This is a genomic window from Geminicoccus sp., from assembly GCF_036263595.1.
Taxonomy (GTDB): domain Bacteria; phylum Pseudomonadota; class Alphaproteobacteria; order Geminicoccales; family Geminicoccaceae; genus Geminicoccus.
In genome coordinates this window covers 1-14,372 of sequence record NZ_DATAGQ010000206.1, presented here as the reverse complement: position 1 = coordinate 14,372, position 14,372 = coordinate 1, and the positions used below count along the sequence as shown (strand labels likewise).

Annotated in this window: 11 protein-coding genes and 1 pseudogene; all 12 read right to left on the bottom strand. The window is 65.5% G+C overall.

Annotation, left to right across the window (positions count from 1 at the left end):
• Window positions 1-740, bottom strand: a 740-nt coding sequence (locus VHL31_RS23300) for a calcium-binding protein (protein ID WP_329663645.1), incomplete at its 3' end; no start/stop codon positions are given.
• 325 nt (window positions 741-1,065) lie between these two features.
• Window positions 1,066-3,468 carry a DNA topoisomerase (ATP-hydrolyzing) subunit B gene (gyrB, locus tag VHL31_RS23295; RefSeq protein WP_329663644.1) on the bottom strand — a complete coding sequence of 801 codons (2,403 nt, stop codon included), beginning with the start codon at window positions 3,466-3,468 and terminating at the stop codon, window positions 1,066-1,068.
• Window positions 3,461-4,603, bottom strand: coding sequence for a DNA replication/repair protein RecF (recF, locus tag VHL31_RS23290; protein WP_329663643.1), 1,143 nt, complete (start codon window positions 4,601-4,603; stop codon window positions 3,461-3,463). The genes gyrB and recF overlap by 8 nt, the downstream gene beginning before the upstream one ends.
• Window positions 4,604-4,623: 20 nt before the next feature.
• The gene (dnaN, locus tag VHL31_RS23285) at window positions 4,624-5,751 is read right to left on the bottom strand and encodes a DNA polymerase III subunit beta (protein WP_329663642.1); all 1,128 of its coding nucleotides are present in this window, start codon (window positions 5,749-5,751) and stop codon (window positions 4,624-4,626) included.
• A gap of 217 nt (window positions 5,752-5,968) precedes the next feature.
• Complete coding sequence (dnaA, locus tag VHL31_RS23280; protein WP_329663641.1) at window positions 5,969-7,345, bottom strand: chromosomal replication initiator protein DnaA; 1,377 nt, start codon at window positions 7,343-7,345, stop codon at window positions 5,969-5,971.
• A gap of 486 nt (window positions 7,346-7,831) precedes the next feature.
• The gene (gene rpsT / locus VHL31_RS23275) at window positions 7,832-8,107 is read right to left on the bottom strand and encodes a 30S ribosomal protein S20 (protein WP_329663640.1); all 276 of its coding nucleotides are present in this window, start codon (window positions 8,105-8,107) and stop codon (window positions 7,832-7,834) included.
• 103 nt (window positions 8,108-8,210) lie between these two features.
• The gene (locus VHL31_RS23270; RefSeq protein WP_329663639.1) at window positions 8,211-8,984 is read right to left on the bottom strand and encodes an enoyl-CoA hydratase; all 774 of its coding nucleotides are present in this window, start codon (window positions 8,982-8,984) and stop codon (window positions 8,211-8,213) included.
• Between the two features lie 6 nt (window positions 8,985-8,990).
• Window positions 8,991-10,583 carry a glucan biosynthesis protein gene (locus tag VHL31_RS23265; RefSeq protein ID WP_329663638.1) on the bottom strand — a complete coding sequence of 531 codons (1,593 nt, stop codon included), beginning with the start codon at window positions 10,581-10,583 and terminating at the stop codon, window positions 8,991-8,993.
• 78 nt (window positions 10,584-10,661) lie between these two features.
• Window positions 10,662-12,236, bottom strand: coding sequence for an ABC transporter ATP-binding protein (locus VHL31_RS23260; RefSeq protein WP_329663637.1), 1,575 nt, complete (start codon window positions 12,234-12,236; stop codon window positions 10,662-10,664).
• The gene (locus VHL31_RS23255) at window positions 12,233-13,000 is read right to left on the bottom strand and encodes an ABC transporter permease (protein ID WP_349262534.1); all 768 of its coding nucleotides are present in this window, start codon (window positions 12,998-13,000) and stop codon (window positions 12,233-12,235) included. The genes VHL31_RS23260 and VHL31_RS23255 overlap by 4 nt, the downstream gene beginning before the upstream one ends.
• Before the next feature lie 52 nt (window positions 13,001-13,052).
• Window positions 13,053-14,012, bottom strand: coding sequence for an ABC transporter permease (locus tag VHL31_RS23250; RefSeq protein WP_329663635.1), 960 nt, complete (start codon window positions 14,010-14,012; stop codon window positions 13,053-13,055).
• A pseudogene (locus tag VHL31_RS23245) lies at window positions 14,009-14,372 on the bottom strand (ABC transporter substrate-binding protein); the annotation flags it as partial. The gene VHL31_RS23250 and the pseudogene VHL31_RS23245, both read right to left, overlap by 4 nt.

Genomic DNA, 14,372 nt, shown 5'->3' with positions numbered 1-14,372 from the left:
AGGCCGCCGAACAGCTCGTCGTTACCGGCATCGCCGTTCATGATGTCGTCGCCGAGCGCGCCGAAGAACCGGTCGTTGCCGTCGCCTGCGGTGATCTGGTCATTGCCGGCACCGCCGGTGCCGATGTCGTTGCCCGTGTTGGTCTGCTGGGCGACGCCTATGGCGCCACCGCCGAAGATGATGTCGTCGCCGTTGCCGCCGTCGATGCTGTCGTCGCCGAACTCGCCGAAGATCTGGTCGTTGCCTTCACCGGTGAAGATACGGTCGGCCGCACCTGCCAAGGGCTCGACGTTCGGCGCCGCCCGGTCGCCATGCGCAATATCGGCGTCGTTGCCGCCGGAGATGATGTCGACGCCATTACCGCCATAGAACCGGTCGGCACCGTTGCCGCCGATCAGCACGTCGTCGCCGTCGCCACCGAGCAGTCGGTCGAGCCCGTCGTCACCGCGCAGAATATCGTTGTTGGCATTGCCGAACAGGTCATCGTTGCCAGCTTGGCCACTCAGCTGATCCGCCCCGCCAGCGCCGAAGAGCACGTCGTTGCCAAGCCCGCCCAGGATCACGTCGTCGCCATCGTTCCCGTTCAGGTTGTCGATGCCGTCTTCGCCGAACATGATGTCGTTGCCACCCTGACCAAGGGCGACGTCGTCACCGCCGCGACCATGGATCTCGTCCGCTTCCACGGTCCCGAGAAGGGCGGCCGCAGTGTCATTGCCGGGCGTGCCGTTGATCAGCGCCATGAAACGTCCTCTTAGCGTTGTGACCGAATGTTCATGTTAACGGAGATTTAGGCCAAATTTACATTATGCGACGAGAGCGAACATCTCACTTGCGCATCATAGTACGCAATTTGACGGACCGACCTCGGCCCGCAGCGCGCCATGCGCCGCGGGTCTGTGCAACCGAAGTCTAGAGCCCTGCCGATCTCATTTGAACGCGACCGCAGGTCACCACTGCGAGAGGAACACATTCTACAGGCGGGTGTGGCCTTGGCGCTTTCTACATGATCCGCCATGGATTGGCGGCGGCGGGCGGTTGGCCTGCCGCTCCCGCCCGTGCCACCATTCAGACGTCCAGGTTGACCACACGCAGCGCGTTGTTCTGGATGAAGTCGCGCCGCGGGTCGACCACGTCGCCCATGAGCGTCGTGAAGATCTCGTCGGCATCGTCCGCATGGTCGACCTTGACCTGTACCATCGAGCGGCGGGTCGGGTCCAAAGTCGTATCCCAGAGCTGCTCCGGGTTCATTTCACCCAGGCCCTTGTAGCGCTGGATCGCCATGCCCTTGCGGCCGAGCGCCGAGACACGCCCCATCAAGTGCAGGGGCCCGGCGATCGGCAGCTGCTGGTCGTCGTGCAGCAGCACCGGATGGTCCCCCCAGAGTGCCCTCAGCTCCTCCATCAGCCCAGCAACCCGGCGCGCTTCGAGCGAGCGGAGGAAGCTGGGCTCGATCCGCCAGCGTTCCCGCCGCTCACCCTTAGTCCGGTGCATGGTGAGGACATCGTCCACGTCCAGGCTGGCCTGCCAGTGCCCATTGCCCGCCACCGCCAGGTGCCGCACGACGACCTGGCCTGCCTCCAGGTCCGGGTCCTCCGCCGCGCCGAGCATGCCGGTCGCCGCGAGGGCTTCGACCAGCTCGGGAGGATGCCGGCGCGACATTCCCTTGATGAGCTGCGCCGCTTGCCGGGAGAGCTCGAAGCTCCTGGTCGCGGCATCTCCGGCGAGCAGTTCGTCCCCGTCGGTGCCGATCTTCACCTCGGAGCCGACGCTGGCCAGGAGGTAGTCGTCCAGGGCTGCGTCGTCCTTGAGGTAGAGTTCCTTGTTGCCGCGCTTGATCCGGTAGAGCGGCGGCTGGGCGATGTAGAGGTGACCTTCCTCGATCAGGGCCGGCAGGTGCCTGTAGAAGAAGGTCAGCAGCAGGGTGCGGATGTGCGAACCGTCCACGTCCGCGTCGGTCATGATCACGATGCGGTGGTAGCGCAGCTTCGCGATGTCGAAGTCGTCGCGGATGCCTGTGCCCAACGCGGTGATCAGCGTGCCGATCTCCTGGCTGCCCAGGATCTTGTCGACCCGGGCCCGCTCGACGTTCAGGATCTTGCCGCGCAGCGGCAGAATTGCCTGGAACTGGCGGTCGCGGCCCTGCTTCGCAGAGCCGCCGGCGCTGTCGCCCTCGACCAGGAACAGCTCGGACTTCGCCGGATCGCGCTCCTGGCAGTCAGCGAGCTTGCCCGGCAGGTTGGCAATGTCGAGGGCGCCCTTACGCCGGGTCAACTCGCGCGCCCGACGCGCGGCCTCCCTGGCGGTGGCCGCCTCGACCACCTTGCCCATGATGATCTTCGCCTCGGCCGGATGCTCCTCCAGCCAGCGCGACAGCGCGTCGCCCACCAGGTTCTGCACGATCGGCGTGACCTCCGAGGAGATCAGCTTGTCCTTGGTCTGCGAGGAGAACTTCGGGTCGGGCACCTTGACCGACAGGACCGCGGTCAGTCCCTCGCGCATGTCGTCGCCCGACAGGGCGACCTTCTCGCGCTTCAGGGTGCCGCTGTCTTCCGCATACTTGTTGAGGACGCGGGTCAGCGCCTGCCGGAAGCCTTGCAGATGGGTCCCGCCGTCACGCTGCGGGATGTTGTTGGTGAAGCAAAGGCAGACCTCGTGGTAGCCGTCGTTCCACTGCATCGCGACCTCGACGACGACGCCGTCGCGATCACCACCCACCGTGATCGGCGGCTTGACGACGGGAGTCCGCGACCGGTCGAGCCAGGTCGTGAAGGCGGCAAGGCCGCCATCGTAGTAGAACCGCTCTTCGCGCGGTTCCTCGCCGCGCAGGTCGCGCAGCATGATCTCGACGCCGGAGTTCAGGAAGGCCAACTCGCGCAGACGATGCGCCAACTGCTCGAACACGAACACGATGCCGGTAAACACGGAAGGCGAGGGATAGAAGGTGACTTCGGTGCCGCGCCGGCCGCCGGAGGGACCGACCACCGTGAGCGGCGCCTCGGTCCGGCCACCCTCGACGAAGCGCACGAAATGCTCGAACCCGTCGCGCCAGACTCGCAGGTCCAGGCGGTCGGACAGGGCGTTGACCACCGACACGCCCACCCCGTGCAGCCCGCCGGAGACCTTGTAGGAGTTCTTGTCGAACTTCCCGCCGGCATGCAGCACGGTCATGATGACCTCCGCGGCCGACACGCCCATCTCGGCATGCCGGTCCACCGGGATCCCCCGGCCGTCATCGGTGACCGTGCACGAGCCGTCAGCGTTCAGCACCACCTCGACGCGACTGGCATGGCCGGCGAGCACTTCGTCGATGGCGTTGTCCACGACCTCGAACACCATGTGGTGCAGGCCCGACCCGTCATCGGTGTCGCCGATATACATGCCCGGGCGCTTGCGAACGGCCTCAAGGCCTTCCAGCACCTTGATCGAGCTGGCGTCGTAGGTATCGCGGATCGGGGACGTGTCAGACATGGTCGGCGATATCGCCCTGATTCAGGTGGAAGAATGCCGCCTTGCCACGCAAGGCGGCGAAAGGAGCCTGTTCGGTTCCGGAGAGCCAGGTCTGGCCGGGTGCATCGAGAATGCGCTCGAACAGTGCCGCCCGTCTGGTTCCATCCAGGTGAGCTGCGGCCTCGTCGAGCAGGAGGATCGGCACCAATGCGCCGATGCGCCGCCGACGGGCGAGCTCCCCCAGCACGATCGACAGCAGCAGCGCCTTCTGCCGCCCGGTGGAGCAGCGTGCCGCGGGGGTGGCAGTCTCGGCGTCGATCGCGATGAGGTCACTGCGATGAGGACCGATCAAGGCCCCGCCGGCGTCGCGGTCGAGGTCGCGGCTGCGTTGCAGCCGCGCAGCCACCTCCTCCTCGACATCCAGCGCCGGCCGCCCGTCCATCAATGCTTCCAGTTCGCCAGACACTTCGAGCCGCACCCTTGGAAAGGGTCCCCTGCTATCGGCCACCATGGCATCGAGACTTTCGACCCGCTCGGCCCTGGCCGCGGCGATGGCGACCGCGTCGGCAGCGAGCGCGGCTTCCAGTGTCGATACCCAGACCCTGTCGGGTCGCTCGCCACGAAGGACCGCCGTGCGCTCGCGCAGACGCCGATCATAACGTGCGGTCAGGCCAGCGAACGCTGGATCGTCGGCGCCGATCAGTCGGTCGAGGAAGCGCCGGCGTTCCGCCGGAGCCTCAACGAAAAGCCGGTCCTCGGCCGGGGTGAGCCAGACGACACCTACCACGGCCGGCAGCTCGTCGCGTGCCGCGATATCCCGCCCATCCAATCGAAAGCGCCGGCGCTCCTGGCCTGGCTCCAGGCCGGTCGCCACGGCATGAATACCCTCAGGACCCTCAATATGGCCCTGCAGCGCCCAACCACCAGTTCCGCCCGTGCATGCCTGTTCGCTCGCCCGTGCACGGCGCAGGCCGCGACCAGGCGCAAGCATCGAAACGGCTTCCAGCAGGTTGGTCTTCCCCGCCCCGTTGTCGCCATGGAGCACGACCGGTCCATCTGGGAGGTTCAGGACGTGGTCGGATAGGTTGCGGAAACAGCTCAGCTGAAGACGCCGCACCACGCAGGGAAGGGCGTCCGGCACATCGTCCGTACGCATGCGTGTGGCCGCAAGGTCGATCATACGCGCATCGGCATCAACACATAGATCGTCGCCAGATCTTCCGGGTCGCGAATCAGTGTCGGCGACGCAGGACTCGCCATCTCCAGGCGAATCGTGTTGCCCTCGACCTGCTGTGTAATGTCCAGGACGTAGCGAGCATTGAAGCCGATTTCGAGCTCGCTGCCTGTCAGCTCGCAGTCCACCTCGTCATGGGCACGGCCAGCCTCGGCGCTGACGGCGGAGGCGACCACGCGACCCTCGAAAAATCCGAGCTTGACGGCGCGGATCTTGTCAGTGGCGACGGTGGCAACACGGTCGATGGCGACCGCAAAGGCACGGGCGTCGATCAGTGCCACCTTCTCGTTCGCCTGAGGAATCACCCGCTCATAGTCCGGAAATACCCCATCGATCAGGCGGGACACCAGCACGGTGGTGCCGATCTGGAAGCGGATGCGCGACGGCGACAACGCCACGCCGACGACCGATTCATGATCGAGCGCTTCGAGAAGCCGGCGCACCTCGCCCACCGTCTTCTTCGGGACGATCACCGGCGGAATGCCCTTGGCGCCCTCCGGCAGGGGGATCTCGACCCGCGCCAGCCGGTGGCCATCGGTTGCAACCGCCCTCAGGCAGGCTGCGGCTCCCTCGCCCCTAGTGGCGTGGAGATGCACCCCGTTCAGGTAGTAGCGGGTTTCTTCGCTCGACATCGCGAACCGCGTCTTGTCGAACAGCTTGCGCAGCGTGCCGGCGCTGAGTTCGAAGGACACGCCCAGGTCCTCCTCGCTCATCGCCGGGAACTCGTCGGCCGCCAGTGCCGGCAATACGAAGGACGACCGCCCGGAGCGCAGCTGAAGATCGGACGTGCCGTTCTGCTGCTCCAGTTCCACGATCGAACCCTCAGCCAGGCGCCGCACGATCTCATAGAGCGTGTGGGCCGCCACGGTGGTCGTGCCGCTCTCCGAGATCTCCGCCTCTTCCCGCGAGACGAGGGTCAGGTCCATGTCGGTCGCGGTTAGCAGGAGTTCGCCGTTCTGCGCCTCCAGGCGGACATTGGACAGGATCGGAATCGTCGTGCGACGCTCGACGACGCTCTGGACATGGCCGAGCGACTTGAGCAGAGGCGTGCGCTCGATGGTCAGCTTCATGGTCTGGGCAAGTCGCAAAGATGGCGGAAACCGGCCCGCGAACGCGGTGCCGGGCTGGAGAACCTAGCAGGCCCGCGACCTAAGTTCACGGATTTTCGACAGAATCAGCCGGCCTTCGCCGCTGGCTGGCCCACCCACCGTTGGCCACGTTCCACAATAGGCCGATGCGGTTCCAGCCGACGCCTGGCAGGTCGGCTGCGGTACCGGCGGTGACGATTCAGCTCATTAACCGCCGTTTCAGCAGCTCCACGTCATCCGCCAGCTGCCGGTCATCGGCGATCAGCTTCTCGATCTGGCGGACAGCATGCATCACGGTGGTGTGGTCGCGGCTGCCGAACTTCTTGCCGATCTCGGGGAGGGAACGGGGCGTGAGCTGCTTGCACAGGTACATAGCAGCTTGGCGTGGCCGCGCGATCGCGCGCGAACGGCGCGGTCCAGTCAGGTCCGAGAGCTTCATCTGGTAATGCTCGGCCACGGCCCGCTGGATCTCCTCGATCGTCACGCGCCGGTCGTTGGCGCGGAGCAGATCATGGAGGATCTCCTGGGCCATCTCGACCGAGACGGCACGGTTGGTCAGCGATGCCTGGTGCACCATGCGGTTCAGCGCACCCTCCAGCTCGCGGACGTTCGACGTGATCCGTGCAGCCAGGAACTCCAGGACACGCTGCGGGACGTCGCTCTGCAACTGCTCGGCCTTTGCCTGCAGAATGCCGAGCCTGAGTTCGTAGGTCGTGGGATGGATATCTGCGACAAGGCCCCAGCCGAGGCGCGAACGGATCCGCTCCTCCAGACCCGAAAGGTCCGATGGACTGCGGTCGGCGGAAATGACGATCTGCTTGCCGCGATCAACTAGTGTGTTGAACGTATGGAAGAATTCTTCCTGGGTGCTGTCCTTGCCGGAGATGAACTGCACATCGTCGACCATCAGAAGGTCGACCGACCGGAACATCTCCTTGAACGTGATCGTCTCCTTGATGCGCAGCGCACGTACGAACTGGTACATGAACTTCTCGGCCGTCATGAAGACGATCTTCTTGCTCGGATCGATCTGCAGGAAGCGGTGGCCGATCGCGTGCATGAGATGGGTCTTGCCGAGCCCGACGCCGCCATAAAGGAACAACGGGTTGAAGGGCGGCTTGGGCGAGGTCGCGATCCGCTCGGCTGCAGCCACGGCGAACTCGTTGGGCTTGCCGACCACGAAGTTCTCGAAAGTGAATCGTGGGTCAAGTTGGACGGACAACTCGTCCGGCGTATCGTTGACCGGACGCTGTTGCGGCTCCACCACCCTGAGAGGTGGCTGCTCCCGATTGACGATCGTGCCGCTCGCCCCCTTGGTCTGCACCACCAAGTTGATCGAGCGAACCTGTGTATTGACGCCGTTCCACAGTGAACGGATCCGGTCGGCATAGTGGGCCGCCACCCAGTCGCGCATGAACTGGGTGGGGACCGACACCAGGCCACGGTCACCCTCGATGCCTAGGGCCAGCAGCGGCTTCAGCCAAGTGCTGAAGGCGGTGTCGCCCACCTCGGCACGCAACAGCGAGCGTACCTGCGCCCACTGCGCTTCCAGATCGCTCGATTGCGGCACGATCATGCGTACCCTGACCCGCCAGTGGTGTTTGCGCCTTGATCCGGTCAGGGCTCAGAGCACCCTCTCGACCGAACCGATCCTTGTCCGTCTCAGGCCTGTCTGCCGACATAATGCACCACGGGAGCGGCGACCATGTCCGTCGGCGCTGCGACGAGCGCATGCCGAGCAAGGCAGAGACCTAGAACTCTCACACCGGCGATTGAGCAGCCTGTCGTCAGACAGTGCAGTTACTATGCCGGCTTACGATGGTTCCTGATTTCAAACGTCAAATACTCGATCACTACTCATCGTCGTGTTCAAGCAGCTGAACGTCCGGAGATAGTAATCCCGACCCTGCTCGGAGGCAAGCGGCTGGTTCGGCGCCAACGAAGAATCCCGTTCGAGTAGAACAGCGTATCCATGAAGAAACAAATGCCATAAATTTAGAACAAAACAAGCGGCGATGACTTTTGCCATCGCCGCTTGTTTTATTCGCAAAGGCTGTTTTTACTACGCGGCCTGAGCCGCGAGATCCTTCACAAGATGAGCGAGGCGTGAGATCCGCCGAGCAGCCGTATTGCGGTGAAGCACACCCTTGGTGACGCCTCGAGCAATCTCCGGCTGCGCTTCACGGAACGCAGCAGCGGCAGCAGTAGCATCGCCCTTGGCGACCGCCACCTCGACCTTCTTCATAAACGTCTTGATGCGGCTGGTGCGAGCCCGATTGCGCGTTGTCCGCGCCTCGGTCTGCCGCACCCGCTTCTTCGCGGAAAGGGTATGCGCCACGATGCCAAAGCCCAATGATCGGGAGTGAGAGGGCCTCATATCTCCGAGGCGGCGCGACGTCAACCTCGGCGTCGCCGCTCTCGAGAGCGGCTGCATGCGGATTTCAGCGGTGCCGGAACTCCGGCGGGCGCTTATCGACGAACGCGCTCATGCCCTCCGAGCGATCCTCGGTGGCAAAGCTCGCGTAGAAGGCCCTTCGCTCGAACCGGAGCCCATCCGTCAAGCCGGTCTCGAAGGCGGCGTTGACCGCTTCCTTGGCCATACGTACCGCGGGCCTGCTCTTGCTGGCGATCACGGATGCAATCCGAACAGCTTCGTCCAGCAATTGTCCGGTGGGCACGACGCTGGTGACGAGTCCGGCACGCTCGGCTTCGCCGGCGTCCATCATCCGCCCGGTCAGAATCATGTCCATCGCCTTGGCCTTGCCTACGGCTCGGACGAGGCGCTGTGTCCCCCCAGCGCCGGGCAGCGTCCCGAGATTGATCTCGGGCTGGCCGAAGCGGGCATTGTCCCCCGCGACAATGATGTCACACATCATGGCGAGCTCGCAGCCGCCGCCCAATGCGAAACCCGCGACGGCCGCGATGATGGGCTTACGCTTCTCGGCGATCCGCGCCCAGGCGGCGATGAAGTCACTCTCATAGGCCGCGGAGAAATCCATGGCCGCCATCTGCTTGACATCCGCTCCGGCGGCGAATGCCTTCTCCGAGCCAGTGAGCACGGTGGCACCGATTCCCGGATCAGCGTCGAACGCGTCCAGTGCCGCGTTCAGCTCGGCAATCAGCTCGCTGTTGAGTGCATTCAGGGCTTTGGGCCGGTTGAGCGTGATCAGCCCGACCGTCTCACGCCGCTCGACGAGAATGTTTTCGTAGCCCATGGACCGCTATCCCCCGAAGCCCGATGATCCGGTAGCGAACCGGAAGGGGTGGTACTGGTACAGCCAGGTCTCGGTGAGCGCGTTCTCGCCCAGCCGGAGATAAAGACGAAGGTCGACCGGTTCCGCCCCTTCGACCGAGAGTTCGAACATCGCCCGCCAGCGCTTCGTCCCGACAATCTGGAAGGCGAAGGCACGCAAGATCTCGCCACGTGACGTGGCGACCACTGCTTGGACATCCTCGCCCTTGCGCAGCGGATCGAGCGACGGCCCTTCGAAGTCGACCGTGAACAGTTTCAGGTCACGGTCGCCTGGTGCGCCGGGCGGTCCGCCTTTGCCAATCCGTGTGGCAACACAGCGCCCGTTCTGAGACAGGTATGGTTCGAGGTCCTGCCAGTGCAGCCGCCAGGACAGGTCGAAGCGCGTTCCCGGTTCGATTCGGGTCTCTGGGACCCAATACGCCGCGATATTGTCGTGGATCTCGACATTGGTCGGGATCTCCACCAACTGCACCGTGCCTTTGCCCCAGGGCTGCAATGGCTCGACCCAGAGGGAAGGACGCCGCTCGTAAAACAGGGAATCATCTTCATACGAGCCGAATGCCCGGTCACGCTGGAGCAGCCCGAAGCCCTTGGGGTCGGTGTCACCGAAGGACGAGACGGTCAATGCGGTCGGATTGATCAGGGGGCGCCACAGCCGTTCCCCGGCGCCGGTCCAGATCGCGAGCCCGTCGCTGTCATGGATCTCCGGGCGCCAGTCGGTCGCGATGTGTCGGTTCGTCTCCGAAAACCAGTACATGCTGGTGAGCGGCGCGATGCAGAGGCGCTGGACAGCATGACGCATGAACAGCTTCGCTTCGACATCCATCAGCACGGCACCCGGCCGCCGGATCTGGAAGCGGTAGGCCCCTACGATCGCAGGTCCGTCCAGGTACGCGCAGATCGTGAGGTCCTCTGGTCCCGTGGGCGAGGGAGAGATCCAGAACTCGCGAAACGCGGGGAACTCTTCCGGTGTCGGCAGGCCGGTGTCGATCCCGACCCCGCGTGCCGAGATGCCATACTGGTCGTGCTCGCCGGAGGCGCGGAAGTAGGAAGCGCCCAGGAAGGAAAGCCAGTCGCTGCCGCGATCCTTGTTCATCACCCGGAAGCCTGCGAAGCCCAGATCTTCCGGCAGCCCGGTCACGAACTTCGCCTTCTCGCCGAATTCGAACAGCCAGGGCTCGTAGAGGATCTCCCGCGCTTGGCCGTTCTCCACCACGTGGATGTGCACAGGCCGCTTGAACCACCGGCCGGGATGGTGAAAGCGGATCGGCCATGGCCCCTCGCCATTCGCCCAGAGCGACTGCTCAGGCCGATAGCGGATGTCCGCGAACACTTCCGGATCGATGCGATCCAGGATGTCGTCGAAGCGGATGATCGGCGACGCGTAGGGCTCGCGCGATGCGGCTTCCGCCTGCGTCACCAGCGCTTCGAAGGAGAATGGCTCGGGTGGGCCGAACCTCACACCGGATTCCGCCTGCGCCGCGGCTTGTTTTGCCTCGCCAAGGCCGAGCAGTGAAAGGGCCGCGAGACCGAGCGACACCGAGCGCCGAGTGGCGTTCATGAGATCCTCAAGAGCTGTCGGGTTGAACCCCAGCCGATATACATGGGCGAGGCGGTAGAGTTCCGCACGCCGCCTCGGTTAATAATCTGGGCCTTGTTGCGGTGCAACGGTGGGGGCCAGGACCGCATCGACCAGTGCACGGGCGGCACTGCTGCGTGGGCTGTGCAGGATCTGGTCGACTGGTCCCTCCTCGACGATCTGCCCCTTGGCCAGAACGATCACGCGCGAACAGAGCCTTTGGACCACGCCGAGGTCGTGGCTGATCAGGAGATAGGTCAGATCATGCGCTGCCCGCAGCCGGCTGAGCAGGGCCAGGACCTGGTCCTGGATAACCACGTCGAGCGCCGATAGCGGCTCGTCGAGGACGACCAACCTTGGTCTTGCCACCAGGGCACGCGCGATCGCGATCCGCTGGCGCTGGCCGCCCGAGAAGGCGTGCGGATGGCGGCGGAGCGCGTCCTCGGGAAGCTCCACCTCCCGCAGCGCCTGGACGACCCGGGCCAGATGCTCGCTATCCGGGAGCCGGTCCCGATCGAGTGGCTCACCCACGATCCGGGCGATCTTCCAGCGGGGATCCAGGGAATCGAACGGATCCTGGAACACCATCTGAACGGAGTGGCGAACCTTGTCCCACCGTCCCGGATCATGCCCGTCCAGCAGAACGCTTCCGGCATCGGGTGGCTCCAGGCCGGTCAGGAGGCGGGCGAGCGTGGACTTGCCGCTGCCGGAAGCACCGACCAGCCCAACCGATTCGCCAGCCATGATCTCGAGATCGACATCATCCACTGCGACGCGCCGGCCCCGGTCGGGCAGGCGGTAGTGGCGGGTGAGCCCTCGGGCGACGAGCAGTGGCGCGTGGCGCGGTCGCTGCTCGATCGGTGCGGCCGCTAGCCGGCGGCCGACGAGACGGGCGGTGACCGGATGGGCCGGCGCCGTCAGGATCTTCGCTACCGGACCGTTCTCGACCATCCGCCCGCCCTCCATCACCAGCACGTGCTCGCACAGGCGGGCGATCACACCGAGGTCGTGGCTGACCATCACCAGCGAGAGGCCGCGCCGCTCGGCCAGGTTGTCGAGCAGGTCCAGGATCTGACGCTGGGTGACGAGGTCCAGAGCCGTGGTCGGCTCGTCGGCCAGCAGCACATCCGGGTCGGCCGCAAGGGCGGCTGCCAGCAAGACGCGCTGGCGCTGACCGCCAGACAGTTCGTGTGGGAACAGATCCGCTGGGAATGTCGTCCGCGGCAGGCCTACCGCCGCCAGCAGATCGGCTACCTTGTCCCGCCGCTCTTTCGCCGTGCCTAGGCGATGGATGTCCATGGGCGCCCGTACCTGGTCGGCGATCCTGCGGACAGGATCGAGCGCGGTCATCGGCTCCTGGAAGATCGTGGCGATCCTCCGGCCGCGCAGCCGCGCGCGTTCCGTCTCGGGCAGGTCCAGGATCTCCTGGCCGTCCAGGCGCACCGAACCGGTCGCCGTCAGCTCTTCGGGCAGGAGCCCGGCGACCGCATGCACGGTGACCGACTTTCCGGAGCCGGACCCGCCGACGATGCCGAGCCGTTGGCCACGTTCCAGTCGGAATGCCAAGCTGTCGACCAGCAGAGCGCCGCCGCGCAGGCCGACGGAAAGGTCGCTCACCTGCAGGAGTGGGATCACCGCAGCGCCGCCAGCCTTGGATCCAGGCGGTCGCGCAATCCGTCGCCCAGCATGTTCAGGCCGAGCACGGTGATGGCGACCATGACCCCCGGCAGGATGGCCAGGCGGGGCGATACCGCCAGGAACGTCTGGGCGTCGGCCAGCATCTTGCCCCAGCTAGGCGCCGGTGGCGGCACGGACAGGCCGAGATAGCCGAGCCCGGCTTCTGCCAGGATTGCCAGGGCAAGCTGGACCGTGACCTGAACTACCAGTTGGTCGATGATGTTGGGCAGGATGTGCTCGACCGTGATCCGAAAGCGGCCCTTGCCCGACAGCCGCGCTGCCTGAACGAAAGAGCGCGGCCACAGCCGCACGGCGGCGGATCGGGTTACCCTGGCAAAGACAGGGATGTTGAACAGCCCAATGGCGATGACCGCCGTCCATGTCGATGGCCCCAGCGCCGCTGCCAGCATGATGGCGGTGAGCACGGCCGGGAACGCAAACAGCAGGTCGTTGCCGCGCATGACGAGATCGTCGAGCCACCCGCCGATCGCAGCAGCCATGGCGCCGGCCGGCACGCCCAGACCTGCACCGAGCAGGACGGATCCGGTGGCGACCGAAAGGGAGTGGCGTGCGCCGGTCATGAGCATCGAGGCCGTGTCGCGGCCGAACGGATCGGTACCGAGCAGGTGGCGGAGCGAGGGGCCCTGGAGCTTCGCTTTGATGTCGATCGCCACGGGCGGATAGGGCGTCCAGATCATGGAGAGCAGGGCGAGCGCCAGCATCGTCGCAGTGATCGTGGCGCCCAAAATGAACGCCGTCCGCCCATAGCGGTGCTCAGGCACGGGCGGCCAGCCGTGGGTCGAGGCGAAGCAGCAGAAGGTCGACTGCGAGGTTGACCAGGACCACGGTCGCGACCAGCAGCATGATCACGCTCATCAGCGTCGGCAGGTCGCGGGCGCCGATCGACTGGAAGACGAGGCGCCCCAGGCCAGGCAGGTAGAAAACGTTCTCCACCAGCACCGTGCCTGCGATCAGGAACGAGAACTGGAGGCCGACGACCGTGACGATAGCCGGCAGGGCGTTGGGCAGGGCGTGACTCAATATGGCTTGGTCGCGAGTCAGGCCGCCCGCACGCCCGGTGCGCACGAAGTCCAGCCGGGATGTCTCGACCACTGCCGTCCGGCTTACCCGAGCGAGAACAGCTGCCTGCGGCAGACCTAGTGCCAAGGAGGGCAGGACCAGGGAAGCCAGTGCTGCCGAAGGCCCGGCTTCCCAGCCGGGAAAACCACCAGCCGGCATCCAGCGCAGCAGTATCGTGAACAGGAGGACGAGCAGGATCCCGATCCAGAACGACGGAATCGACAGCCCTATCTGCGCTGCAGCCATCGTCACGATGTCGGCCGGGCGGCCGTGGCGTGCCGCCGCAAACAATCCGGCGGGGATCCCGATCCCGACGGCCACGGTCAGGGACATGAGGGCCAGCGGCACGCTCACCTCGGCGCGGCTGGTGATGAGGTCGGCGACCGGGACGTCGTAGGTGTGGCTGCGCCCCAGATCGCCCGTCACAAATCCGCCGATCCAGTTCCACCAACGGACGGCCATCGGTTCGTCCAATCCCATCTCCCGGCGCATGGCGACGAGCGTGTCAGGACGTGCCTCCGTTCCGAGCATGACGGCGGCAGGATCGCCCGGCAGCACCTGCAGCACGAGAAAGACGAGGACAGAGGCTGCCAGCAAGGTAAGCACCGCGGCACCTGCCCGCACCGCCCCGCGCTGGAGCGCGCGCCGGCTCACTCGGCCCAACGCACGCCGGTCATGTCTGTCGCCTGGATCGGGGCGTTCTCCCACATGCCTTCCAGCTTCGCGCTCCAGACCCCGGTCTTCGCCAACTCGAACAGGAACACATTGACCGCATCCGCCGCCAGTTGCTCCTGGGCTTGGGCCAACAGCGCATTGCGCGCCGCCTCGTCGACGGTCCCGTCGACCTTGGTCATCAACGCCTTGAAGGCTTGGCTGGCGTAATTGAAGTAATAGTCGTCCCGACCGTAGATGCCGATGTCGAGCGGCTCGGTGTGGCTGACGATGGTCAGCTGGTAGTCCTTGTTGGTGAATACCTGCTCCAGCCACTGCGCCCACTCGACCGGGATCAGCTCC